The organism is Pseudomonas sp. MYb185, assembly GCF_002979975.1.
Lineage (GTDB): Bacteria > Pseudomonadota > Gammaproteobacteria > Pseudomonadales > Pseudomonadaceae > Halopseudomonas.
Genome location: NZ_PCQD01000003.1, coordinates 152,173 through 175,638, shown reverse-complemented (window position 1 = coordinate 175,638; position 23,466 = coordinate 152,173). Strand labels below are relative to the sequence as shown.

Genomic DNA, 23,466 nt, shown 5'->3' with positions numbered 1-23,466 from the left:
ATAGCTCAGAGACGCATAGGCATGACAACGTAGAGACTGTCGTCCGATTCGGATTCCTGAATCAGCGCGCTGCTATTGGCATCGGACAGAATCATCTTGATCTGCTCGTTGCTCAATACGTTCATCACGTCCAGCAGGTAACTGACGTTGAAGCCGATTTCCAGCGGTGCGCCGGAATAATCCACTACCGCATCCTCTTCCGCCTCTTCCTGCTCCGGGTTGTTGGCCTGGATCTTCAGCAGCGCGTCGCTGAGCATCAGGCGGATACCGCGGTACTTCTCGTTGGACAGGATGGCGGTACGGCTGAAGGCATTACGCAGGGACTGACGATCGGCCAGTACCACCTTGTCACCACCACGCGGCAGTACACGCTCGTAGTCCGGGAACTTGCCATCCACCAGCTTGGAGGTGAAGGTGAAATCGCCGGTGGTGGCACGGATATGATGGGTGCCCAGTACGATGTTGATCAGGTCGTCAGCCTCGCCCAGCAGGCGCGCCAGTTCCAGGATGCCCTTGCGCGGCACGATCAACTGGTACTTTTCCTGATAGTCGATATTGGCGTCCACGGTGCACATCGCCATGCGGTGCCCATCGGTGGCCACAGCGCGCAGCTGGCCCTGGTTGATTTCCAGCAGCATGCCGTTCAGGTAATAACGAACATCCTGCTGCGCCATGGCGAAACCGGTACGCTCGATCAGGCGACGCAGCTTGTTCTGGTTGATGGCGAAGCTCATGGCACCGGCGCCGTCTTCCACATTCGGGAAGTCGGTGGCAGGCAGGGTAGCCAGCGTGAAGCGGCTGCGGCCAGCCTTGAGAATGGCCTTGCCTTCCTCGACACGGAAATTGATGGCTGCTTCATCCGGCAGGGATTTGCAGATATCCATCAGCTTGCGCGCGGGCACGGTAATCTCACCGGGCTCGGCTGCTTCTTCCAGATTGATCCGACCGATAAGTTCGACCTCAAGGTCGGTACCGGTCAGCGACAGCGTGTTTCCATCAACTACCATGAGAACATTGGACAGTACCGGCAGCGTCTGCCGGCGCTCGACGACACCTGCCACCAGTTGCAGTGGCTTCAACAGGGCTTCGCGCTGGATGGTAAATTGCATTGTCTTCCTTCGACCTCGTGCAGGTTTGGCAATTTGCTTGGCACACACGCTCAGGTGGTCAGTGTCCGTAGCAGGTTTTTGTAATCTTCGCGGATATCCGCATCAATTTCACGCAATTCTGCGATCTTTCGTGTGGCGTGCAGCACAGTTGTATGATCCCGTCCGCCAAAGGCATCGCCGATTTCCGGCAGGCTGTGGTTGGTCAGTTCCTTGGACAGGGCCATTGCCACCTGACGTGGCCGCGCAACCGAGCGCGAGCGCCGCTTGGACAAAATGTCCGCGATCTTGATCTTGTAGTATTCGGCGACGGTGCGCTGAATATTGTCGATGCTGACCAGCTTGTCCTGCAGTGCAAGAAGATCCTTGAGCGATTCGCGAATCAGCTCGATGGTGATATCCCGTCCCATGAAGTGGGCACTGGCGATCACACGCTTGAGCGCACCTTCCAGCTCACGCACGTTGGAGCGGATGCGCTGGGCGATAAAGAAGGCGGCATCGTGGGGCAGATCGATGCGCGATTGCTCGGCCTTCTTCATCAGGATCGCGACCCGCGTCTCCAGCTCCGGCGGTTCCACCGCCACGGTCAGTCCCCAGCCAAAACGCGATTTAAGGCGCTCTTCCAGACCGTCAATTTCCTTGGGATAGCGATCGCTGGTCAGGATGACCTGCTGGCCACCTTCCAGCAAGGCATTGAAAGTATGGAAGAATTCCTCTTGCGAGCGTTCCTTCTTGGCAAAGAACTGGATGTCATCGATCAGCAACGCATCGACCGAACGGTAATAGCGCTTGAAGTCGTTGATGGCGTTCATCTGCAACGCCTTGACCATGTCGGCGACAAAACGCTCGGAATGCAGATAGACGATCTTGGCCGCCGGGTTCTTCTTCAACAGGTGGTTGCCCACCGCATGCATGAGGTGAGTCTTGCCCAGACCGACGCCGCCATACAGGAACAGCGGGTTATAGCCATGCTTGGGATTATCCGCCACCTGCCAGGCCGCAGCCCGGGCCAGTTGGTTGGATTTACCCTCGACGAAGTTCTCGAAGGTGAAGCTGCGATTCAGATAGCTGGTGTGCTTGACCACCGGATTGCTGGCCTGGTCGGCCCGCTGCGGAGCCCGCGGCTCCTCTTCATCTATCTTGTCGTAGGATCTGGGCTCGGGTTGAAAGCCCTGGGTCTGACTCGATGAGCGCGGCGCTGGCGGCGGGGCCTGGTAGGGCTCCTCGGAGCGAGCAGCCGGAGGCGGCGTCATCACCGGCGCAGCTGCTGCGGGGGGAGCCGCCGCAGTGCTGCGCCGACTGCCTATCAACAGCGACACCAGAGGCGCCTGCCCCTGGGAAAGATCATCCAGCAATTCCTGGATGCGGTTCAGGTACTTATCGTTGACCCAGTCCAGCACAAAGCGGTTCGGTGCGTACAAGCGCAGCTCTGCATTATCGCCTTCCACTTGCAGGGGACGAATCCAGGTATTGAACTGCTGGGATGGAAGCTCATCACGCAAAAAGTCTATGCATTGCTGCCAGAGTACAACAGACACTAAATCCCCCGACGTCAAGCCTGCACGGCTCGAGTTGCTTGATGAAAGATTCGCGCAGGACAGCCTACCGGCTAGCCTGCGAAAACACTGTGCATTCTAGCCTTTCCCCCCTCACTTATCCACACGCAAGCATGCCCGGGTGAGCCGGCGTGAGAAATCCTCGGCTGACAGCTTTTCGTCCGTCTGGCAACTGCTTTTTTTCAGCAAACCCTTGCAAGACGGGCCTCATGAGCCCTGTGGACAAAGTCTGTATCAGGGTGTTGGCAAGCCACGTACGAAACCGGGGATAATTCCGGCTGTGGATATCCGTCCCGCTTATCCACAGCCGGAGCACAGCAACAGGCCCGCCCCGCTCACAACTTACCCACTGCCTTTCTGTCGGCTGAAACGGGCGGGATGACAGCCGTTGCCAGGGTTATCCACAGAAAACGGCTGCACCATTAAGATCTACATAAGTAATCTTTTAAAAATCTTTCTCTTTGTATTCTTGTTTATCTGCCTGGGGAATAATTCAAATTGACCTGCGGCCCCTTCTTCTCTAGAATTCCCGATCCCTTGAAAGGGCTTAGCGGCTCTGTCGTGAATTACTCAGGTATCTGAAGATGAAAAGAACTTTCCAACCCAGCGTTTTGAAGCGCAAGCGCAACCACGGTTTCCGTGCTCGTATGGCTACCAAGAACGGCCGTGCCGTTCTGGCTCGTCGTCGTGCCAAAGGCCGTAAACAGCTGTCAGCTTAAGACCGGAACTACAGGTGGATCTCGGATTCGGTCCTGAACACCGGCTATTGACGCCCGCACAGTTCAAGAACGTATTCGATGGAGCTACCTGTAAGGCCTCAGGCCCCAACATTCTGCTGCTGGCCCGGCATAACGGTCAGCCACATGCACGGTTGGGGTTGGTCATTGCCAAGAAAAATGTCCGGCATGCGGTCGATCGGAACAAGATCAAACGCATTGCCCGCGAGTCCTTCAGACATCACTGTGCTGAACTGGACAACCTGGATATTGTCGTCCTGGCCCGCAAGGGCCTGGGCGAGCTTGACAATGCTGCGCTGCACGCCCTGTTCAAGGACATGTGGCGCCGGCTAAGCAAGGCCGCTGACAAGTACAATCGCTCCCGCAATTCCGGATCCCCATCATCCAATGCGTAGTCTCGCGCTCGGACTGATCAAGGTTTACCGTTACGCTATCAGTCCGCTGATGGCCAGTCATTGTCGTTTCTACCCATCCTGTTCCTGCTACGCCCAGGAAGCCATCGAACAGCATGGTTTTCTCAAGGGCAGTCTGCTCAGTGCACGGCGCCTGTCCCGCTGTCATCCCTGGAACCCGGGTGGCTATGATCCTGTACCACTTCAGAACAACCGTTCTTCTCAGATGGCCAATAAACCATGAACATGCAACGAAACATCCTCATAGCTGCCTTGCTCGTGATTACCTATCTCATGGTGCTGCAGTGGAACAATGACTACGGTCAGGGTGCGCCGCTGCCGGCCAGCGAAACCGAGATGAACGCCGCCAGCGGTGATCTGCCATCGCTGCCGGCCAGCGATGGCGGGGATGACGATGTCCCCCAGGCTGTCGAGCCCGGTACCAACGACATTCCGACCACCCCGGTGCAGACTCCTGCCGCCTCGAGTGGCCTGATCCGGGTGGAAACCGATACCCTGCATCTGCTGATCAACCCGCTGGGTGGCGATATCGTTTCGCTGTCGCTGCCGGAATATCCGATGCGCAAGGATCGTCCGGACCTGCCATTCCAGTTGCTGGAGCAGAGCAACAATCGCACCTATGTCGCCCAGAGCGGGCTGGCCGGTCGCAATGGTCCGGATGCCCGGGCCAATGGTCGTCCGCTGTACAGCACCGAGCAGACCAGCTATCGCCTGGACGAAGGCAGCGAGCAACTGACCGTCGACCTGCATTTCAGCGAGAACAACGTCAACTACATCAAGCGTTTCACCTTTACCCGTGGTGATTACCTGATCGATGTGGATTACCTGATCGACAACCAGAGCGACGCGGCCTGGAACGGCAGCCTGTTCGGCCAGATCAAGCGCGACAGAAGCGGCGATCCCTCCAGTTCCAGCGCCACCGGCATGGCCACCTTCCTGGGTGCCGCCTACTGGAGTGCCGACGGGTCCTACACCAAGCTGAAAACCAAGGACATGGACAAGGCCAATCTGCGCGAAAGCGTGGATGGCGGCTGGGCGGCCTGGCTGCAGCACTATTTCGTCAGCGCCTGGATTCCCAATGCCGAACAGCAACATGTCTACCAGACCCGCAAGGACAGCCAGGGCAACTATATCGTCGGCTTCGTCAGCCCGGCGGTGAACCTGTCGGCCGGCGAGCAGGCGACCATCAGTGCCGATTTCTATGCCGGTCCGAAACTGCAGGATCGTCTGAAGGCCATCTCCCCCGGCCTGGAACTGACCGTCGACTACGGCTTCCTGTGGTGGATCGCCCAGCCGCTGTTCTGGGTGCTGAGCCTGATCCACAGTGTGGTCGGCAACTGGGGTTGGAGCATCATCCTGCTGACCATCCTGATCAAGCTGGTGTTCTTCCCGCTGTCGGCAACCAGCTACCGCTCCATGGCCAACATGCGCCGGGTCGCACCCAAGCTGCAGGCACTGCGTGAGCAGTACGGCGATGACCGGCAGAAAATGTCCCAGGGCATGATGGAGCTGTACAAGAAGGAAAAGATCAACCCGCTCGGTGGCTGCCTGCCGATCCTGGTGCAGATGCCGGTGTTCATCGCCCTGTACTGGACCCTTATGGAAAGCGTCGAGATGCGCCAGGCACCGTGGCTGGGCTGGATCACCGACCTGTCGCTGAAGGATCCCTACTTCATCCTGCCGATCCTGATGGGCGCGAGCATGTTCATCCAGCAGCAGCTCAACCCGACCCCGCCGGACCCGATGCAGGCCAAGGTGATGAAGATGCTGCCGATCATCTTCACCTTCTTCTTCCTGTGGTTCCCGGCCGGTCTGGTACTGTACTGGGTGGTCAACAACATCCTGTCGATCGCGCAACAGTGGTACATTACCCGGCAGATCGAAGGCGCCGCGGCGAAGGACTGATCGCCCTCGCCAGCGCAGACGCAAACGCCCCGATATCGGGGCGTTTTGCTATCCCGCTTCCGCCAATTACTGCAGGACAACCTCATGAGCCGCCCGTACCACGCCGATACCATCGCCGCCATCGCCACTCCGCCGGGCCAGGGTGGGGTCGGCATCGTGCGGATTTCCGGTCCCGCTGCAATGCAGATCGCCCAGCAGATCAGCCGCATCACGCCCACCCCGCGGCACGCGCATTACGGCGCCTTTCAGCATGGCGACAGGGTGCTCGACCAGGGCCTGACCCTGTACTTTCCCGGCCCGCATTCCTTTACCGGCGAAGATGTGCTGGAACTGCACGGCCACGGCGGCCCGGTGGTCATGGACATGCTGCTCAAGGCTTGCCTGGATGGCGGTGCGCGACTGGCTCGCCCCGGTGAATTCAGCGAACGGGCGTTTCTCAATGACAAGCTGGACCTGGCCCAGGCCGAAGCCATTGCCGACCTGATCGAGGCCAGCTCCGAGCAGGCTGCGCGCAATGCCGTGCAATCGCTGCAGGGCGCTTTCTCCCAGCGGGTGCAGGCGCTGACCGAAGCGCTGATCGGGTTGCGCATCTATGTCGAAGCAGCGATCGACTTTCCCGAGGAAGAAATCGACTTTCTTGCCGATGGTCATGTGCTCAGCCAGCTGCAGCAGGTCCAGGTACAGCTGGGCCAGGTGCAGCGGGAAGCCGGCCAGGGCGCACTACTGCGTGACGGCATGAACGTAGTCATCGCCGGGCGGCCGAATGCCGGCAAGTCCAGCCTGCTCAACGCCCTGGCCGGCAAGGACAGCGCCATCGTCACCGATATCGCCGGCACCACCCGGGATATCCTGCGTGAACATATCCACATCGACGGCATGCCTCTGCATATCATCGACACCGCCGGCCTGCGCGACACCGATGATGTGGTGGAGAAGATCGGTGTACAGCGGGCCATGGCCGCCATCGCCGAAGCCGACCGCATCCTGCTGGTGGTCGATGCCAGCCAACCGGAAGCGCGCCATCCGGACCGCCTGTGGCCGGAATTCCTCGACCAGCATCCCGATCCGGCGAAAATCACCCTGATCTACAACAAGGTCGATCTCAGCGGCGAAACGGTCGGCCTGCAGGCCGCTGCCGATGGCAGCGTCAGCCTGCACCTCAGCGCCCGCAGCGGCGAGGGCATCGAGCTGCTGCGCGAACACCTGAAAACCTGCATGGGCTTCGAACAGACCGCAGAAAGCCTGTTCAGCGCCCGCCGCCGTCACCTCGACGCGCTACAGCGCGCCGCCGACTTCCTCCAGCATGGCCACGACCAGTTGACCCTGGCCGGCGCCGGCGAGCTGCTCGCCGAAGACCTGCGCATGGCGCAGCAGGCGCTGGGAGAGATTACCGGGGAGTTCAGTGCGGATGATCTGCTGGGGCGGATTTTTTCGAGTTTCTGCATCGGCAAGTGAGGCTCAGCATTCACATTCCCCGCCGATAACACAGTAACCGTCCGCGAAACGGTGGCTTTTCCCCTTCGCTGAACGCCATCCGCGTTTCCGTCAGCTGGAACCCCAGTGCCTGTAGCAAGCGGCTGAACTGGTTGCGGTAGCCGCGCCCGGGGCAGGTGATCAGGACCTTCGCCCGAGGAGCGGCGATACGCCTTATCAGCCCGGCAAGCATATCCGCATGATTGCGTTCATAAAGAATGTCGCTGCCGACGATGAGGTCGAAGTGCCCTACATCCTCATGCCCATCGGTCCACGGCAGATCGAGATAGGGAATGGCTGGCAGATGGTTGAGCGCAGCGTTGTAGTCGAGAAAGGATTCGCTCAGTGGATGGTGATCGCTGGCGGTCACATCGGCACCCCGCCGCTGCAGTACCAGGCTGGGCAACCCCAGGCCGCAACCGATTTCCAGAATGCGGAGATTGTGGATATCGATTTGCTTGACCGCCCTGGCCAGCGCCTGGCTGGCCGGCCACAGCTGACCGAACAGACTCCAACTGGCCGAGCAGATGCCGGCACGTGCGGCCTGCCCGCCGGGGTCGGCATATTGCATATGATTGCTCAGCGCACGGATTTGCCACTGATGGGCACCCACGCGCACGTCCAGTTTCCGGGTTTCGTAACCGGGCATAAATACCTCCTGTAGATCTGACCTGCTGCGCCGGCCCTGGCGATAAATCGATTGGTCAGATGACGATCCAACATACTGCTTCCAGATAATTATTGCCATGTATGCCGAATCGAGTGGGTCGACCGGCAGTGGTTGCAGACTTTTTCGCTGAATAAACCCTGTGCACAACTGGCCCTGAGCCCGGTCCATAAGCCTGTGAGTAAGCGGAGGTGGAAACCCGCTGTGGATAAGACGCCGGTTTATACACAGGAACACAACCCATCCCGACACTGGCTATGCCCAGCTCGAGCACAGGCTTATGCTTTTGCCAATGCAATGATTTAATTGGGAAAAATTCACTTATACACAGAAAAAGCCGCCCTCATTTACAGCATTAACATAAAGCTTTTCATATATTTTCTTTCTTATATGTATCTGAAAGGCAGTACGACGGCGGGCGGGCCAAGCTGTTCAAAAAATGTTCAACCAGTGCTGCAATTTTTCTGCTCTGCGCCTATAATCAGCCCCTTTTCCCGACGTCCGGCTCAGCCCGGGCAACGAGGTGTATGGTGGATTTTCCGGATCGTTTTGACGTGATCGTGGTAGGTGGCGGCCATGCCGGTACCGAGGCTGCGCTGGCTGCCGCCCGCATGGGGGTGAAGACCCTGCTGCTCAGCCATAACGTCGAGACCCTGGGCCAGATGAGCTGCAATCCGGCCATCGGTGGTATCGGCAAGAGTCATCTGGTCAAGGAGATCGATGCCTTGGGCGGTGCCATGGCCAAGGCCACCGACAAGGCCGGCATCCAGTTCCGCGTGCTCAACAGCCGCAAGGGGCCGGCGGTGCGTGCTACTCGCGCCCAGGCTGATCGCGTGCTGTACAAGGCGGCGATCCGTCATACCCTGGAAAACCAGCCCAACCTGTGGATATTCCAGCAGGCCTGTGACGACCTGATCGTCGAGCAGGATCAGGTCCGCGGTGTGGTAACCCAGATGGGCCTGCGCTTTCCTGCCGACAACGTGGTACTGACCGCTGGGACCTTCCTCGGTGGTGTGATTCATATCGGTCTGGATAACTACTCCGGCGGTCGTGCCGGCGATCCCCCGGCCATTGCCCTGGCCCGGCGTCTGCGCGAGTTGCCGCTGCGGGTGGATCGCCTGAAGACCGGCACCCCGCCGCGTATCGATGGGCGCAGTGTGGATTTCTCGAAGATGACCGCCCAGCCGGGTGATACACCGATCCCGGTGATGTCCTTCACCGGTAGCGCCGATGAGCATCCCGAGCAGGTCAACTGCTGGATCACCCATACCAACGAGCGCACCCACGAGATCATTCGCAACAATCTCGATCGCTCGCCGATGTATACCGGAGTGATCGAAGGCGTCGGCCCACGCTACTGCCCGTCGATCGAGGACAAGATCCACCGGTTCGCCGACAAGGATCAGCACCAGGTGTTCATCGAGCCGGAAGGCCTGACCACCCACGAGCTGTACCCCAACGGCATTTCCACCTCCTTGCCGTTCGATGTGCAGCTGCAGATCGTGCGTTCGATCCGTGGCATGGAGAATGCGCACATCCTGCGTCCCGGCTATGCCATCGAATACGATTACTTCAACCCGCAGGACCTGAAGTACTCGCTGGAAACCAAGGTCATCGGTGGGCTGTTCTTCGCCGGCCAGATCAATGGCACCACCGGTTACGAAGAGGCCGGAGCACAGGGACTGCTGGCCGGGCTGAATGCCGCCCGTCGTGCCCAGGGGCTGGACAGCTGGTGCCCGCGTCGTGACGAGGCCTACATCGGCGTGCTGGTGGATGACCTGATCACCATGGGCACCCGTGAGCCCTACCGCATGTTCACTTCCCGTGCCGAATACCGCCTGGTACTGCGCGAGGACAATGCCGATCTGCGTCTGACCGGGAAAGGCCGCGAACTGGGGCTGGTGGATGATGCCCGCTGGGCCGCCTTCAGTGCCAAGCGCGAAGCCATCGAGGCGGAACAGCTGCGCCTGCGCTCCACCTGGGTGCAGCCGACCAGCGAGGCGGGCAAGGCTTTTGCCGCGCATTTCGCTACCCCGCTTACCAGGGAATACAACCTGCTGGATCTGCTGCGCCGTCCCGAGGTCGACTACCAGACCCTCACCCAGTTGACCGGCGTCGCGGAGATTCCCGCCGATGCCGCCGAGCAGGTGGAAATCCATACCAAGTACGCCGGCTACATCGAGCGGCAGCAGGATGAGATCGACAAGCTGCGGCAGAATGAGCAGACGCTGCTGCCGGAGGATCTGGACTATGCCGCGCTGAATGGCCTGTCCAAGGAGATCAGCCAGAAGCTGGCGAGCATCCGTCCGCAGACCCTCGGCCAGGCTTCACGCATTCCCGGGGTGACCCCGGCGGCGATCAGCCTGCTGCTGATCCATCTGAAAAAGCGCAATGCGCTGACCGACGGAAAACTGGCTCAGGAGGCATGACAGGCATGGTTGATCACGCCGGGCAACTCGCCCGTGGCGCGCAGCAAATGGATGTTGCGCTCAGCGCTGGGCAGGCCGAGCAATTGCTGGCTTACATGGCACTGCTGAACAAGTGGAACAAGGCCTACAACCTGACCGCCGTGCGCGATCCGGATGAAATGGTCAGCCGTCACCTGCTCGACAGCCTGAGCATTCTGCCGTTCGTCGCTGACGGCCGCTGGCTGGATGTGGGCAGTGGCGGCGGCATGCCCGGCGTGATCCTGGCGATCATGCGCCCGGACAGCCAGTTCACCCTGCTTGACAGCAATGGCAAGAAGACCCGTTTTCTCACCCAGGTCAAGCTGGAGCTGGGGCTGGACAACCTGCAGGTGGTCAACAGTCGGGTAGAGGCGTTTACCCCCGAGCAGGCATTTGACGGTATAGTGTCCCGGGCATTCAGTTCGCTGGCCGACTTCACCAGCCTGACCCGGCATCTGAGTACATCCGATACGCACTGGCTGGCGATGAAGGGGCTGTATCCGGAGTCCGAACTGCAGGCGCTGGCCGATGATTTCACGGTGATCACCAGTGAAGAATTAGCGGTCCCCGGTTGCCAGGCCAGCCGGCATCTGCTGATACTGCGACGCACGGCACAAGGTTAACCGAGAGGAGATCGTAGTGGGCAAGGTACTGGCAATTGCCAACCAGAAAGGCGGCGTCGGCAAGACCACCACCACGGTGAATCTGGCCGCCTCGCTGGCCGCGACCAAACGCAAGGTGCTACTGATCGACCTCGACCCCCAGGGCAACGCGACCATGGGCAGCGGTGTCGACAAGTCGCAGTTGGAGTTCTCGGTATACGAACTGCTCACCGATCGCTGCAATCTCGAGCAGGCGTTGCGGCGTTCCGAGGAAGGCGGCTATGACCTGCTGCCGGCCAATGCCGACCTGACCGCCGCCGAAGTCGAACTGCTGGAACTGAAAATGAAGGAAAGCCGGTTGCGCTATGCGCTGGCCAACGTGCGTGACAAGTACGACTTCATTCTCATCGACTGTCCGCCATCGCTGAACATGCTGACGGTGAATGCACTGGTTGCCGCCGATGGCGTGATCATTCCCATGCAGTGCGAATACTATGCGCTGGAGGGGCTGTCGGCGCTGGTCAACACCATTCAACGCATCGGCTCGGTGCTCAATCCCGCATTGCAGATCGAAGGTCTGCTGCGGACCATGTACGATCCACGCAACAGCCTGACCCGCGAAGTATCCGAGCAATTGAGCAGTCATTTCGGCGATCGCCTGTACCAGACGGTGATCCCGCGCAACGTGCGCCTGGCCGAAGCGCCGAGCTACGGTGTGCCGGTACTGGCCTACGACAAGCAATCACGTGGCGCTGTCGCCTATCTGGCATTGGCCGGGGAACTGGTCAGGCGTACGCGCAAGGCGGCCAAGCAGGCTTCGGCTGTAAACGATTAATCGGAAAAAGGACAGGACAGGCATGGCGGTCAAGAAACGCGGCTTGGGACGGGGGTTGGACGCACTGCTGGGACAGACCAACACCAACGAAAAGACCGAAGGCAGTCAGGATCAGCAATTGCGTGATCTGCCAGTCGATCTGATCCAGCGTGGCAAATACCAGCCGCGCCGTGACATGGATCCCCAGGCGCTGGAAGAACTGGCCAGTTCGATCCGGGCCCAGGGCGTGATGCAGCCGATCGTGGTGCGGCCGATCGCCGGGGAACGCTACGAGATCATCGCCGGGGAACGGCGCTGGCGGGCTACCCAGCAGGCCGGTCTGGACAGTATTCCGGCAGTGATCCGCGAGGTACCGGACGAAGCGGCCATCGCCATGGCGCTGATCGAGAACATCCAGCGCGAAGACCTCAATCCGATCGAGGAAGCCATCGCCCTGCAGCGTCTGCAGCAGGAGTTCGAGCTGACCCAGCAGCAGGTCGCCGACGCGGTGGGCAAATCCCGGGTGACCATCACCAACCTGCTGCGGCTGATGTCGTTGCCGGACGAAGTGAAACTGCTGCTCGAGCGCGGCGACATCGAAATGGGCCATGCCCGTGCCCTGCTCGGTCTGCCGGCCGACCAGCAGACCGAAGCTGCCCGCCAGGTGGTAGCACGCGGCTTGACCGTTCGTCAGACCGAGGCGTTGGTGCGGCAGTGGCTGAATCCGCGCCGGGAGGCCGGCGCCATTCGCGGCAATCCGGACATAGAGCGGCTGCAGCAGGATCTGGCCGAGCGCATCGGTGCCGAAGTGAAGATCCAGCATGGGGCCAAGGGCAAGGGTCGGTTGGTCATCAGCTACAACTCGCTGGATGAACTCGACGGCGTGCTCATGCACATTAAGTAACAACTGCGACATTGCGGCGCACCAGAGAAATCAACCGCTGTAGTTGAATCGACTACATAATCCACCTATACTCCTCGCGCTATTTTGACTGGGCAAAATGCACCAGTGTGTTGCAGAAAACGCGGTTGAAGTTGACGGGAACGCCATGAGGGTCGGAATGGACGCAAGAACGCCCAACAAGTCCCCCTTTCATCGAACCCCGGCCTTCCCAGTGCTTTTTCTGCAACTGTTCGTGACCTTGGCAGTAGCGCTCGCCCTGTGGTTCTTCCGGGGCTGGATAGCCGGCTACTCAGGGTTGTTGGGTGGACTCGTGGCGCTGATTCCCAACAGTTATTTCGCCTTCCGGGTGTATCGCTACAGCGGTGCCCGTTCGGCCCGCGCCATCGTCGGAGAGTTTTACTCCGGTGAGGCAGGCAAACTGATATTGACGGCCGTACTGTTCATTGCAGTGTGGCTCGGCGTGAAACCGCTGGATGTGGCGGCCGTATTCGGCGGCTACCTGGCGGTGCTGGCCATAGGAGCCAGCGCACTGCTGATCGTCAGAGGCTTTCCAAAGCATTAGTGTCTGAGGCAAATATGGCAACTACATCAGCTGAATATATTCAGCACCACTTGCAAAACCTGACCTACGGCAAGCTGCCGGCAGGTACCCAGCGCGCAGACGGCAGTGTGGTCGAAGAAGCGACCTGGACCTTTGCCAGGAGCGGCGCTGAAGCCGCAGACATGGGCTTCATGGCCTTTCATGTCGACACCCTGGGCTGGTCGGTATTGATGGGGCTGATCTTCATTGGCCTGTTCCGCTTCGTTGCCAGCCGTGCCACCGTCGATACCCCCGGTGGCCTGCAGAACTTCGTCGAAATGATCGTGGAATTCGTCCAGGGTATCGTCAAGGACACCTTCCATGGTCGCAACGCGCTGATTGCTCCCCTGGCCCTGACCATCTTCGTCTGGGTGTTCCTGATGAACTCCCTGAAGTGGATTCCGGTGGACTATATCCCGCAGTTGGCTGCCCTGTTCGGCCAGTACGTGCTGGGCATGGATCCCCATGACGTCTACTTCAAGATCGTGCCGACCACCGATCCCAATGGGACCTTCGGTATTTCCATCGCGGTATTCGCGCTGATCATCTTCTATAGCATCAAGATCAAGGGCGTGGGTGGTTTTGCCCGGGAACTGAGCCTGACCCCGTTCAATCACTGGGCGCTGATTCCCTTCAACCTGTTCCTGGAGATTCTCGGCCTGCTGACCAAGCCGCTAAGTCTGGCACTGCGTCTGTTCGGTAACATGTATGCCGGTGAAGTAGTGTTCATCCTGATTGCACTTTTGCCCTTCTACGTGCAATGGGCGCTGAACGTGCCGTGGGCAATCTTCCACATTCTGGTAATTCCGCTGCAGGCCTTCATCTTCATGGTGCTGACTGTGGTGTATCTGAGTGCTGCCCATGAGGATCATCATTAAGCAGCCGGACCCTTGTTCAACCAACGATAAACTTGAACTTCAACTTTGATCTTAGGAGTAATTATGGAACTCGTTATCATCGCAGCCGCTATCATGATCGGTCTGGGCGCCCTGGGTACCGGCATCGGTTTCGCCATCCTCGGCGGCAAGCTGCTGGAATCCACCGCTCGTCAGCCTGAGCTGGGTCCGCAACTGCAAACCAAAACCTTCCTGATGGCCGGTCTGCTCGACGCCGTGCCGATGATCGGTGTTGGTATCGCGATGTACCTGATCTTCGTTGTTGCCCCTGGTGTTGCCGGTTAATCGACTGGTAGCGATGTACGGCAGGGCGCAGGTCCTGCCGCGTCGATGTCATCCCCAGGAATCAACGAAATAGCACGAGGTAAATCGCTGTGAATATTAATCTGACGCTGTTCGGTCAAACGATTGCCTTCGCTATTTTTGTCTGGTTTACCATGAAGTTCGTATGGCCGCCGGTTACCCGCGCCATGCAGGAACGCCAGAAAAAAATCGCCGAAGGCCTGGATGCGGCTGGCCGCGCCCAGCGCGACCTGGGTCTGGCCCAGGAAAAAGCTGCCCAGACCCTGCGTGAGACCAAGGAACAGGCTGCCCAGATCATCGAGCAGGCCAACAAGGGTGCCAACCTCATCGTCGAGGAAGCCAAAGAGCAGGCACGTTCCGAAGGTGAACGTCTGATTGCAGCCGCCAAGGCTGAAATCGAGCAGGAAGTGAATCGCGCCAGGGATCAACTCCGGGCCCAGGTTGCCACACTGGCAATCAAGGGTGCCGAGCAGATCCTGGAGTCCGAAGTGGATTCCGCGGCCCACAGTGAGCTGGTCAACAAACTGGCCTCACAACTCTAAGCGAGGCGAGCATGGCTACAATCACTACGCTAGCTCGGCCTTACGCAAAAGCGGCTTTCGAGTTTGCTACTTCTGCTGCTGCCCTGGATGCCTGGTCAGGCATGCTGGCTCTGACAGCCGCTGTAGTTGCCGATCCGGTTTTTGTCGAGAGGATGGGTGATCCGGCATTGACCCGCGAGCGCAAGGCCGATGATCTGCTTCTGGTGTGCGAAGGTCGTATTACTCCCGAGTTCGGCAACTTTGTCCGGACTCTGGCCGAGAACGATCGTCTGCTCCTGATCCCGGATATCGCCGAGCTCTATGAGCAATACAAGGCGGAACACGATCGCAGTATCACAGTCGAGGTGGAATCCGCCTTCGAGCTGACTGACGATCAACAGAAAACGCTGGCAACCGCTTTAACCAAGCGGTTAGACCGCACAGTAACTCCTCATGTGACCATCAACCCGGCCCTCATTGGCGGTGTGTTGATTCGTGCGGGTGACCTGGTCATCGACGGTTCGGTCCGCGGCAAGCTTGCAAAGCTGGCCGAGGCGTTGAAATCCTGATTTGAGGGACATGGCATGCAGCAACTGAATCCTTCCGAAATTAGCGAAATAATCAAGCAGCGCATCGAGAAGCTCGATGTGAACACCCAGGCCCGTAATGTTGGCACCATCGTCAGCGTTTCTGACGGTATCGTGCGCATCCACGGCCTGGCCGACGTAATGTACGGGGAAATGATCGAGTTCCCCGGCGCCGTCTACGGTATGGCTCTGAACCTGGAGCAGGACTCCGTCGGTGCCGTTATCCTGGGTAACTACCTGACCCTGGCCGAAGGTATGGAAGCCAAGTGCACCGGCCGCATCCTGGAAGTTCCGGTAGGTCCGGAACTGCTGGGTCGTGTGGTTGACGCCCTGGGTAACCCGATCGATGGCAAGGGCCCGATCAACGCCCAACTGACTGATGCGGTTGAAAAGGTAGCGCCTGGCGTTATCTGGCGTAAGTCCGTTGACCAGCCGGTTCAGACTGGCTACAAGTCGGTCGACGCGATGATCCCGATCGGTCGTGGCCAGCGTGAGCTGATCATCGGCGACCGCCAGATCGGTAAGACCGCCATGGCGATCGACGCGATCATCAACCAGAAAGACAGCGGCATCAAATGTGTCTACGTCGCGGTTGGTCAGAAGCAGTCGACCATCGCCAACGTGGTGCGCAAGCTGGAAGAGCATGGCGCCCTGTCCAACACCATCATCGTCGCCGCTTCCGCTTCCGAATCCGCAGCCCTGCAGTTCCTGGCTCCGTATTCCGGTTGCACCATGGGTGAGTTCTTCCGTGACCGTGGCGAAGATGCCCTGATCGTATTCGACGACCTGTCCAAGCAGGCTGTTGCCTATCGTCAGATCTCCCTGCTGCTGCGTCGTCCGCCGGGCCGTGAAGCCTATCCCGGTGACGTGTTCTATCTCCACAGCCGTCTGCTGGAGCGCGCATCCCGCGTATCCGAAGAATATGTCGAGAAGTTCACCAACGGTGAAGTGAAAGGCAAGACCGGTTCCCTGACCGCGCTGCCGATCATCGAAACCCAGGCCGGTGACGTATCCGCGTTCGTTCCGACCAACGTGATCTCCATCACCGACGGTCAGATCTTCCTCGAGTCCGACCTGTTCAACTCGGGCATCCGCCCGGCGGTCAACGCCGGTGTGTCGGTATCCCGCGTAGGTGGTTCGGCACAGACCAAGATCATCAAGAAGCTGTCCGGTGGTATTCGTACCGCGCTGGCCCAGTATCGTGAGCTGGCGGCGTTCGCCCAGTTCGCTTCCGATCTGGACGAAGCGACCCGCAAGCAGCTGGAGCATGGTCAGCGTGTGACCGAGCTGATGAAGCAGAAGCAGTACGCTCCGATGTCGGTCGGCGAGATGGCGATCAGCCTGTACGCTGCCGAGAAGGGCTTCCTGACCGACGTCGAAATCAACAAGATTGGCGCGTTCGAGACTGCTCTGCTGGCCTGGTTCAAGCGTGAGAAGGCCGACCTGCTCGCCAAGATCAACGAGAAGGGCGACTACAACGACGAGATCGAAGCCGGTATCAAGTCTGGCATCGAGAACTTCAAGGCGACCCAAAGCTGGTAAGCCGAGGGCGGGATACGGCGTTGCCGTGTCCCGCTTCGTGCGATACGGCCACGGGCTAACCTGAAAGGTGTGACATGGCAGGCGCAAAAGAGATTCGCGGTAAAATTTCGAGTATCAAAAGTACTCAGAAGATCACCAGCGCCATGGAAAAGGTGGCGGTCAGCAAGATGCGCAAGGCACAGCAGCGCATGGCGACCAGCCGTCCCTACGCTGAGCGGATTCGTCAGGTGATTGGCCATCTGGCCAATGCCAACCCCGAATATCGCCACCCCTTCATGCAGGAGCGTGAAGTCAAACGGGTTGGTTATATCGTGGTCAGCACGGATCGTGGTCTTTGCGGTGGCTTGAACACCAACCTGTTCAAGGCACTGGTAACAAACATGAAAGAGTGGCGTGACCGTAACGTCGAAACCGAGCTGTGCGTGATCGGCAGCAAGGGTGCTGCGTTTTTCCGCAGCTACGGTGGCAATGTCGTCGCGGCAATCAGCAATCTGGGTGAGCAGCCGGCGTTGAACGACCTCATCGGCAGCGTCAAGGTCATGCTTGACGGCTACCACGAGGGTCGTATCGATCGTCTGTACCTGGTCTCCAACGAGTTCGTCAATACCATGGTGCAGAAGCCCAAGGTCGAGCAACTGATTCCTCTGGTGGCATCGGATACTGAGGAGCTGCAGGAGCGCTGGGACTACGTATACGAGCCGGATGCCCAGGGACTGCTGGATGGTCTGCTGAAGCGGTACATCGAATCACAGGTGTATCAGGCTGTCGTCGAGAACAGTGCCAGCGAACAGGCGGCACGGATGATCGCGATGAAGAATGCGACTGACAATGCGGGCGATATCATCGATAGCCTGCAGCTGATCTACAACAAGGCACGTCAGGCTGCGATCACCCAGGAAATTTCGGAAATCGTCGGCGGCGCCGCCGCGGTTTAATGCGGTCGGCAAGACGAAACGGTTTCATACCACTTAGAGGAACCTACAATGAGTAGCGGACGTATCGTTCAAATCATCGGTGCCGTCATCGACGTGGAATTTCCGCGCGATCAGGTGCCGAACGTCTATGACGCGCTGAAAGTCGTCGGCGCGGAAACCACCCTGGAAGTCCAGCAGCAGCTGGGTGACGGCATTGTCCGTTCCATCGCCATGGGTAGCACCGAAGGTCTCAAGCGTGGCCTGGATGTGAACAACACCGGCAGCGCCATTGCCGTACCGGTAGGCGCGGGCACCCTGGGCCGTATCATGAACGTCCTGGGCGAGCCGATCGACGAAGCCGGTCCGGTTGCCTGCGACGAGCAGTGGGGCATCCACCGTGCGGCGCCCAGCTATGCTGACCAGGCCGGCGGCACCGATCTGCTGGAAACCGGCATCAAGGTCATCGACCTGGTCTGCCCCTTCGCCAAAGGCGGCAAGGTAGGCCTGTTCGGCGGCGCCGGTGTGGGCAAGACCGTGAACATGATGGAGCTGATCAACAACATCGCCAAGGCGCACAGCGGTCTGTCCGTGTTCGCCGGTGTTGGTGAGCGTACTCGTGAAGGTAACGACTTCTACCACGAGATGAAGGACTCCAACGTTCTGGACAAGGTAGCGATGGTCTACGGTCAGATGAACGAGCCGCCGGGCAACCGTCTGCGCGTGGCACTGACCGGCCTGACCATGGCCGAGAAGTTCCGTGAGGAAGGCAAGGACGTTCTGCTGTTCATCGACAACATCTACCGTTACACCCTGGCCGGTACCGAAGTATCCGCACTGCTGGGTCGTATGCCGTCCGCGGTGGGCTACCAGCCGACCCTGGCCGAGGAGATGGGTGTTCTGCAGGAGCGTATCACCTCCACCAAGACCGGTTCGATCACCTCCATCCAGGCCGTATACGTACCTGCGGATGACTTGACCGACCCGTCCCCGGCCACCACCTTCGCTCACCTTGACGCGACCGTGGTACTGAGCCGTGACATCGCTTCCCTGGGTATCTACCCTGCGGTTGACCCGCTGGACTCCACCAGCCGTTCGCTGGATCCGCTGGTCATCGGTCAGGAGCACTATGATGTCACCCGTGGTGTGCAGTACGTGCTGCAGCGCTACAAGGAACTGAAGGACATCATCGCGATCCTGGGTATGGACGAGCTGTCCGAGGAAGACAAGCAACTGGTAGCGCGCGCTCGTAAGATCCAGCGCTTCCTGTCGCAGCCCTTCCACGTGGCCGAGGTCTTCACCGGTGCGCCCGGCAAGTACGTCTCCCTGAAGGAAACCATCCGTGGCTTCCAGGGCATTCTGAACGGTGACTACGATCACCTGCCGGAGCAGGCTTTCTACATGGTCGGCACCATCGACGAAGCGGTAGAGAAAGCGAGCAAAATGTAATGGGCCGCGCCCGCTTCGGCGGGCGCAGAACCGAGGCAACTTGAATGGCTATGACAGTGCACTGCGATATCGTTAGCGCGGAAGAAGAGCTGTTTTCCGGTCTGGTCGAGATGGTCGTGGCACATGGCAACATGGGTGACATCGGCGTTCTGCCCGGTCACACACCGTTGCTGACCGATCTCAAGCCGGGCCCGGTTCGGGTGATCAAGCAGGACAAGTCCGAAGAGGTGTTCTACATCTCCGGTGGCTTCCTGGAAGTTCAGCCGAGCATGGTCAAGGTGCTTGCCGACACGGCCATCCGTGCTGGCGACATTGACCAGGTAGCTGCAGAAGAAGCGAAAAAGGCCGCAGAAAAGGCTCTCAACGAGAAAGGCGCCGAGTTCGACTACGGTTCGGCCTCCGCCCGTCTCGCCGAAGCCGCAGCCCAATTGCGGACTGTGCAGGAACTGCGCAAGAAATACGGCGGACCGGCGCTCAATCGCTGAGTCAATCGATGAAAAAGGCAGCTGCGGCTGCCTTTTTTGTGGGCGCCCGCCAGGGCGTGGCAAATCATGGGTATGGCGCGGTCGGGTAGCACTGGATTGCCGCGTCACTGCGTTCCTCGCAATGACGGTGCGGAGTAAAGCCACCCCACCCAGAGCGCCGCCTTTCCCGTATCATTGCGAGCCAAAAGAGTGGACATGGAACGGTCGGGTAGTACTGGATTGCCGCGTCACTGCGTTCCTCGCAATGACGGTGCGAGGTGAAGCCATCCACACAGAACGCCCCTTTCCCCCTCGTCATTGCGAGCCCGAAGGGCGTGGCAATCCATAGGCTCGGTGTAGCTGGTGGCACTGAACTTGCGCGCCGTCGCTGTGAGCTTCTATCATCCCCATCCACGTTATTTTCCAGGATCTGCTTTCCATGAATCTGCACGTAGTCATTCTCGCCGCCGGACAGGGCACCCGCATGCGTTCTTCCCTTCCCAAGGTACTGCACCCGGTAGCGGGCAAGCCGATGCTGGAGCATGTGATCGACAGTGCACGGGCACTGTTGCCGCAGGGGATTCATGTGGTCATCGGCCACGGTGCCGAGCGGGTGCGGCAGACGCTGGATGCAGCCGACCTGAACTGGGTGCTGCAGAGCGAACAGCTGGGTACCGGGCATGCGGTGGCCCAGGCGTTACCGCATATCAATGATGCCGATCAGGTGCTGGTGCTCTACGGTGATGTGCCGCTGCTGCAGGTGGAGACCCTGCGTGCGCTGGTGGAACAGGCCGGTAGCCAGGCGTTGGGCATGCTGACGGTACTGATGCAGGATCCCACTGGCTACGGCCGCATCATCCGCGACCAGTCCGGGCAGGTGCAGGCCATCGTCGAGCAGAAGGACGCCAGCGCCGAGCAGTTGCTGATCAACGAGGGCAATACCGGCATCATGGTATTGCCGGGCAGCCAGGCGGCTGGCTGGTTGTCGAGCCTGTCCAACAACAATGCCCAGGGCGAGTATTACCTGACCGATGTGGTGGCGCTGGCGGTAAGCCAGGCGGTACCGGTGCAGGTGGCCCAGGCTGGCGATGAGCTGGAAGTCATGGGCGCCAACAACCGTCAGCAGCTGGCGGTACTGGAGCGCGGTTGGCAGTGCCGTGAGGCCGAGCGGTTGATGACCCAGGGCGCGTCCCTGGCCGATCCGGCACGCCTGGACGTGCGCGGTGAGGTCAGCATCGGCCGCGATATCAGCATCGACGTCAACGTGATACTGGAAGGCCGGGTGGTGATCGAGGATGACGTGATCATCGGGCCGCATTGCGTGATCAAGGACTCGGTGATCAAGAGCGGCAGTGTGATCAAGGCGTTCAGCCACCTGGAGGGTGCCGAGGTCGGTGCCGATTGCGATGTCGGACCCTATGCGCGCCTGCGGCCGGGCACGGTCTTGCACACCGGGGCCAAGGTCGGCAACTTCGTCGAAACCAAGAAGACCGTGGTCGGTGCCGGTTCGAAGATCAATCACCTGTCCTATGTCGGTGATGCCGAGGTGGGCAGGAATGCGAATATCGGTGCCGGTACCATCACCTGCAACTATGACGGCGTGAACAAGTTCGTTACCCGCATCGGTGACGGCGCCTTCATCGGCTCCAATACCGCGTTGGTAGCCCCGGTAGCGGTCGGCAACCAGGCGACCACGGCGGCCGGTTCGACCATTACCCAGGACATTCCCGATGCCACTCTGGCCGTGGCCCGGGCACGCCAGCGCAACGTGGAGGGCTGGAAGCGCCCGGTCAAGCAAGCCAAGCCGGAGTAACAGGCAAACTCCCCTGCTGTGTCCTATAGTGGTTTGAGTCTTGACCGCTGGACACAGGAGAGGACGGATGTTTGCGCAATTTTCCGAAACATTGGGCACGCTTGCATTGCCCCTGCGAGTGATTGTCAAGGGCGGCCCCACGCTCGATCTGGCCCCCAACCCCCGTGTTACCCTGCAGATCAACGATCTGGGTCTACTGCAGGAAATGCAGAAGCCGACGCTGGACAAGCTCGGCGAGGCCTATATCGATCAGCGGCTGGATATCCAGGGCAACATCATGGATGTCATCGAGGTCGCCGATCGCCTGAGCAAGGGGCTGATCGGCGACTCGCCGGCCCCGCCGGTCGAGCGTACCGAGCATGACAAGCAGATGGACGCCGAGGCGATTTCCTACCACTACGACCTGTCCAATGATTTCTACGCCCTGTGGCTGGATCCGCAGATGGTCTATTCCTGTGGGTACTTCCACAGCCCCGAGGACAGCCTGGCCACGGCGCAGACCCAGAAGCTCGATCATCTGTGCCGCAAGCTGCGGCTCAAACCCGGTGAGCGGCTGCTGGATGTCGGCTGTGGCTGGGGTGGCCTGGCCCGGCATGCGGCACGCTTCTACGGCGTGCAGGTGCATGGCATCACCCTGAGCAAGGCGCAGTTGCAACTGGCCCAGGCACGCAGCGAGGCGGCGGGAGTGTCGGAGCGGGTCACCCTGGAGCTGCTCGACTATCGCGACCTGCCCGGCCGGGAGGATTTCGACAAGGTGGTCAGCGTCGGCATGTTCGAGCATGTCGGGCATGCCAATCTCGCCGACTACTTCCGCATCCTTTATCAACAGGTCAAGCCGGGTGGGCTGGTGATGAACCACGGCATCACCGCCAAGTACGTCGATGGGCGTCAGGTTGGCCAGGGTGCGGGCAAGTTCATCGGCCGTTATGTGTTTCCCCATGGGGAGCTGCCGCATCTGTCGATGGCGATCGCACGCATGAGCGACCAAGGCTTCGAAGTGCTGGATGTCGAAGGGTTGCGCCTGCACTATGCGCGCACGCTGGAGCACTGGAGCAGCAACCTGGAACAGCATCTGGAGCAGGCCAGCCAGTACGTATCGGACAAGGCGCTGCGCATCTGGCGTATCTACCTGGCAGGGTGTGCCTATGGCTTCCGTCGTAACTGGATGAATATTCACCAGATTCTGGCGGTCAAACCTTTCGCCGATGGTAGTCATCACGTACCCTGGACCCGCGAGGATATATACCGGCAATAAACGGCGTGCAGTAACATGGTCTATCGGAATCTACTCAAGGAAAAGCTCTGATGCAGGGTCGCTATGCACGTTGGGGGCTGGCTTTAGGTCTGGGGGCAATGCTGCCGGCGCAGGCACAGACGCTGGTACAGGCCAGTCTGGCCGGGCAACCCTACCAACTGGAGTTGGTGGCCGACCCGGACAGCCGCCGCCAGGGCCTGATGGGGCGTACCGAGTTGGCCTCGGGCACCGGCATGCTGTTCGATTTCCCCGAGGGTACCCGGCCAGCGATCTGGATGCGCAACATGCAGATCTCGCTGGACCTGCTGTTCGTTGATCACCAGGCCCGGCTGGTCCAGGTGTTTGCCGAGGTGCCGCCCTGCGACGCCCCGCCCTGCGCCATCTATGAGGCCGAGCGGCCGCTGCGTTTCGTCATCGAAGTGCCACCGGGTACCGCCGGGCAGCTCGGCCTGCAACCCGGCGATCAGCTGGATCTGGGCGAGCAGCCGGCGCAGCCGGCACCGCGCTACTGACGCCTATCG

Annotated in this window: 24 protein-coding genes; 21 read left to right on the top strand and 3 right to left on the bottom strand. The window is 59.9% G+C overall.

Annotated features, from left to right (window positions below):
* Positions 1–5 precede the first annotated feature (5 nt).
* Complete coding sequence (gene dnaN, locus CQ007_RS05730) at positions 6–1,109, bottom strand: DNA polymerase III subunit beta (protein ID WP_105644049.1); 1,104 nt, start codon at positions 1,107–1,109, stop codon at positions 6–8.
* A gap of 50 nt (positions 1,110–1,159) precedes the next feature.
* Positions 1,160–2,644: a chromosomal replication initiator protein DnaA gene (dnaA, locus tag CQ007_RS05725; RefSeq protein WP_105644047.1), complete on the bottom strand. Its 1,485-nt coding sequence runs from the start codon at positions 2,642–2,644 to the stop codon at positions 1,160–1,162.
* Between the two features lie 602 nt (positions 2,645–3,246).
* Between dnaA and rpmH the strand changes: the two genes are divergently transcribed.
* From rpmH to mnmE, 5 genes are all read left to right on the top strand, one after another.
* Positions 3,247–3,381 (top strand): 50S ribosomal protein L34, encoded by a 135-nt coding sequence (gene rpmH, locus CQ007_RS05720; RefSeq protein WP_105644045.1) that lies wholly within the window; start codon positions 3,247–3,249, stop codon positions 3,379–3,381.
* A gap of 14 nt (positions 3,382–3,395) precedes the next feature.
* Positions 3,396–3,794: a ribonuclease P protein component gene (gene rnpA / locus CQ007_RS05715; protein WP_105644043.1), complete on the top strand. Its 399-nt coding sequence runs from the start codon at positions 3,396–3,398 to the stop codon at positions 3,792–3,794.
* Positions 3,787–4,035, top strand: coding sequence for a membrane protein insertion efficiency factor YidD (yidD, locus tag CQ007_RS05710; RefSeq protein ID WP_105644041.1), 249 nt, complete (start codon positions 3,787–3,789; stop codon positions 4,033–4,035). Before rnpA ends, yidD begins: the two co-directional genes overlap by 8 nt.
* Positions 4,032–5,717, top strand: a complete 1,686-nt coding sequence (gene yidC / locus CQ007_RS05705) for a membrane protein insertase YidC (protein ID WP_105644038.1) — start codon at positions 4,032–4,034, stop codon at positions 5,715–5,717. The genes yidD and yidC overlap by 4 nt, the downstream gene beginning before the upstream one ends.
* Positions 5,718–5,801: 84 nt before the next feature.
* Positions 5,802–7,172, top strand: a complete 1,371-nt coding sequence (gene mnmE, locus CQ007_RS05700; protein WP_105644037.1) for a tRNA uridine-5-carboxymethylaminomethyl(34) synthesis GTPase MnmE — start codon at positions 5,802–5,804, stop codon at positions 7,170–7,172.
* 10 nt (positions 7,173–7,182) lie between these two features.
* Here mnmE and CQ007_RS05695 read toward each other — a convergent pair whose 3' ends face one another.
* Positions 7,183–7,839 (bottom strand): methyltransferase, encoded by a 657-nt coding sequence (locus CQ007_RS05695; protein WP_105644035.1) that lies wholly within the window; start codon positions 7,837–7,839, stop codon positions 7,183–7,185.
* Between the two features lie 548 nt (positions 7,840–8,387).
* Here CQ007_RS05695 and mnmG point away from each other — a divergent pair.
* The 16 genes from mnmG to CQ007_RS05615 all read left to right on the top strand — a co-directional run bounded on the left by mnmG (position 8,388) and on the right by CQ007_RS05615 (position 23,457).
* On the top strand, positions 8,388–10,286 hold the full coding sequence (gene mnmG, locus CQ007_RS05690) for a tRNA uridine-5-carboxymethylaminomethyl(34) synthesis enzyme MnmG (RefSeq protein WP_105644493.1): 1,899 nt from the start codon (positions 8,388–8,390) through the stop codon (positions 10,284–10,286).
* Positions 10,283–10,927: a 16S rRNA (guanine(527)-N(7))-methyltransferase RsmG gene (rsmG, locus tag CQ007_RS05685; RefSeq protein WP_105644033.1), complete on the top strand. Its 645-nt coding sequence runs from the start codon at positions 10,283–10,285 to the stop codon at positions 10,925–10,927. The genes mnmG and rsmG overlap by 4 nt, the downstream gene beginning before the upstream one ends.
* A gap of 16 nt (positions 10,928–10,943) precedes the next feature.
* A complete protein-coding gene (locus tag CQ007_RS05680) occupies positions 10,944–11,741 on the top strand; it encodes a ParA family protein (RefSeq protein WP_105644031.1) in 798 nt (265 codons plus the stop codon).
* A 22-nt stretch (positions 11,742–11,763) separates the two neighbouring features.
* Positions 11,764–12,624, top strand: a complete 861-nt coding sequence (locus tag CQ007_RS05675; RefSeq protein WP_105644029.1) for a ParB/RepB/Spo0J family partition protein — start codon at positions 11,764–11,766, stop codon at positions 12,622–12,624.
* 157 nt (positions 12,625–12,781) lie between these two features.
* Positions 12,782–13,186 carry a F0F1 ATP synthase subunit I gene (locus CQ007_RS05670; protein ID WP_105644027.1) on the top strand — a complete coding sequence of 135 codons (405 nt, stop codon included), beginning with the start codon at positions 12,782–12,784 and terminating at the stop codon, positions 13,184–13,186.
* Between the two features lie 14 nt (positions 13,187–13,200).
* Positions 13,201–14,082 (top strand): F0F1 ATP synthase subunit A, encoded by an 882-nt coding sequence (atpB, locus tag CQ007_RS05665; RefSeq protein ID WP_105644025.1) that lies wholly within the window; start codon positions 13,201–13,203, stop codon positions 14,080–14,082.
* A 63-nt stretch (positions 14,083–14,145) separates the two neighbouring features.
* Positions 14,146–14,385, top strand: a complete 240-nt coding sequence (gene atpE, locus CQ007_RS05660) for a F0F1 ATP synthase subunit C (protein ID WP_105644023.1) — start codon at positions 14,146–14,148, stop codon at positions 14,383–14,385.
* 89 nt (positions 14,386–14,474) lie between these two features.
* Positions 14,475–14,945 carry a F0F1 ATP synthase subunit B gene (locus CQ007_RS05655; protein ID WP_105644021.1) on the top strand — a complete coding sequence of 157 codons (471 nt, stop codon included), beginning with the start codon at positions 14,475–14,477 and terminating at the stop codon, positions 14,943–14,945.
* 11 nt (positions 14,946–14,956) lie between these two features.
* A complete protein-coding gene (locus CQ007_RS05650; protein ID WP_105644019.1) occupies positions 14,957–15,493 on the top strand; it encodes a F0F1 ATP synthase subunit delta in 537 nt (178 codons plus the stop codon).
* A gap of 15 nt (positions 15,494–15,508) precedes the next feature.
* Complete coding sequence (gene atpA / locus CQ007_RS05645) at positions 15,509–17,053, top strand: F0F1 ATP synthase subunit alpha (RefSeq protein ID WP_105644017.1); 1,545 nt, start codon at positions 15,509–15,511, stop codon at positions 17,051–17,053.
* A gap of 74 nt (positions 17,054–17,127) precedes the next feature.
* Positions 17,128–17,988: a F0F1 ATP synthase subunit gamma gene (gene atpG, locus CQ007_RS05640; protein WP_105644016.1), complete on the top strand. Its 861-nt coding sequence runs from the start codon at positions 17,128–17,130 to the stop codon at positions 17,986–17,988.
* A gap of 48 nt (positions 17,989–18,036) precedes the next feature.
* Positions 18,037–19,413 (top strand): F0F1 ATP synthase subunit beta, encoded by a 1,377-nt coding sequence (gene atpD, locus CQ007_RS05635; protein ID WP_105644014.1) that lies wholly within the window; start codon positions 18,037–18,039, stop codon positions 19,411–19,413.
* Positions 19,414–19,457: 44 nt separating this feature from the next.
* Positions 19,458–19,898: a F0F1 ATP synthase subunit epsilon gene (locus CQ007_RS05630; RefSeq protein WP_105644012.1), complete on the top strand. Its 441-nt coding sequence runs from the start codon at positions 19,458–19,460 to the stop codon at positions 19,896–19,898.
* Between the two features lie 418 nt (positions 19,899–20,316).
* The gene (glmU, locus tag CQ007_RS05625; protein ID WP_105644010.1) at positions 20,317–21,690 is read left to right on the top strand and encodes a bifunctional UDP-N-acetylglucosamine diphosphorylase/glucosamine-1-phosphate N-acetyltransferase GlmU; all 1,374 of its coding nucleotides are present in this window, start codon (positions 20,317–20,319) and stop codon (positions 21,688–21,690) included.
* 67 nt (positions 21,691–21,757) lie between these two features.
* Positions 21,758–22,945 (top strand): C17 cyclopropane fatty acid synthase CfaB, encoded by a 1,188-nt coding sequence (gene cfaB / locus CQ007_RS05620; RefSeq protein ID WP_105644008.1) that lies wholly within the window; start codon positions 21,758–21,760, stop codon positions 22,943–22,945.
* Positions 22,946–22,995: 50 nt separating this feature from the next.
* Positions 22,996–23,457, top strand: a complete 462-nt coding sequence (locus CQ007_RS05615; protein ID WP_105644006.1) for a DUF192 domain-containing protein — start codon at positions 22,996–22,998, stop codon at positions 23,455–23,457.
* Positions 23,458–23,466 lie beyond the last annotated feature (9 nt).

Bases quoted from the DNA above. Each gene is read 5' to 3' on its own strand.
- yidD (WP_105644041.1), top strand. From the start codon at position 3,787: ATGCGTAGTCTCGCGCTCGGACTGATCAAGGTTTACCGTTACGCTATC.
- CQ007_RS05675 (WP_105644029.1), top strand. From the start codon at position 11,764: ATGGCGGTCAAGAAACGCGGCTTGGGACGGGGGTTGGACGCACTGCTG.
- atpB (WP_105644025.1), top strand. From the start codon at position 13,201: ATGGCAACTACATCAGCTGAATATATTCAGCACCACTTGCAAAACCTG.
- CQ007_RS05615 (WP_105644006.1), top strand. From the start codon at position 22,996: ATGCAGGGTCGCTATGCACGTTGGGGGCTGGCTTTAGGTCTGGGGGCA.
- yidC (WP_105644038.1), top strand. From the start codon at position 4,032: ATGAACATGCAACGAAACATCCTCATAGCTGCCTTGCTCGTGATTACC.
- cfaB (WP_105644008.1), top strand. From the start codon at position 21,758: ATGTTTGCGCAATTTTCCGAAACATTGGGCACGCTTGCATTGCCCCTG.
- CQ007_RS05650 (WP_105644019.1), top strand. From the start codon at position 14,957: ATGGCTACAATCACTACGCTAGCTCGGCCTTACGCAAAAGCGGCTTTC.
- CQ007_RS05695 (WP_105644035.1), bottom strand. From the start codon at position 7,839: ATGCCCGGTTACGAAACCCGGAAACTGGACGTGCGCGTGGGTGCCCAT.
- dnaN (WP_105644049.1), bottom strand. From the start codon at position 1,109: ATGCAATTTACCATCCAGCGCGAAGCCCTGTTGAAGCCACTGCAACTG.
- atpD (WP_105644014.1), top strand. From the start codon at position 18,037: ATGAGTAGCGGACGTATCGTTCAAATCATCGGTGCCGTCATCGACGTG.
- rsmG (WP_105644033.1), top strand. From the start codon at position 10,283: ATGACAGGCATGGTTGATCACGCCGGGCAACTCGCCCGTGGCGCGCAG.
- atpE (WP_105644023.1), top strand. From the start codon at position 14,146: ATGGAACTCGTTATCATCGCAGCCGCTATCATGATCGGTCTGGGCGCC.
- glmU (WP_105644010.1), top strand. From the start codon at position 20,317: ATGAATCTGCACGTAGTCATTCTCGCCGCCGGACAGGGCACCCGCATG.
- mnmE (WP_105644037.1), top strand. From the start codon at position 5,802: ATGAGCCGCCCGTACCACGCCGATACCATCGCCGCCATCGCCACTCCG.
- atpA (WP_105644017.1), top strand. From the start codon at position 15,509: ATGCAGCAACTGAATCCTTCCGAAATTAGCGAAATAATCAAGCAGCGC.
- atpG (WP_105644016.1), top strand. From the start codon at position 17,128: ATGGCAGGCGCAAAAGAGATTCGCGGTAAAATTTCGAGTATCAAAAGT.
- CQ007_RS05670 (WP_105644027.1), top strand. From the start codon at position 12,782: ATGGACGCAAGAACGCCCAACAAGTCCCCCTTTCATCGAACCCCGGCC.
- CQ007_RS05630 (WP_105644012.1), top strand. From the start codon at position 19,458: ATGGCTATGACAGTGCACTGCGATATCGTTAGCGCGGAAGAAGAGCTG.
- rpmH (WP_105644045.1), top strand. From the start codon at position 3,247: ATGAAAAGAACTTTCCAACCCAGCGTTTTGAAGCGCAAGCGCAACCAC.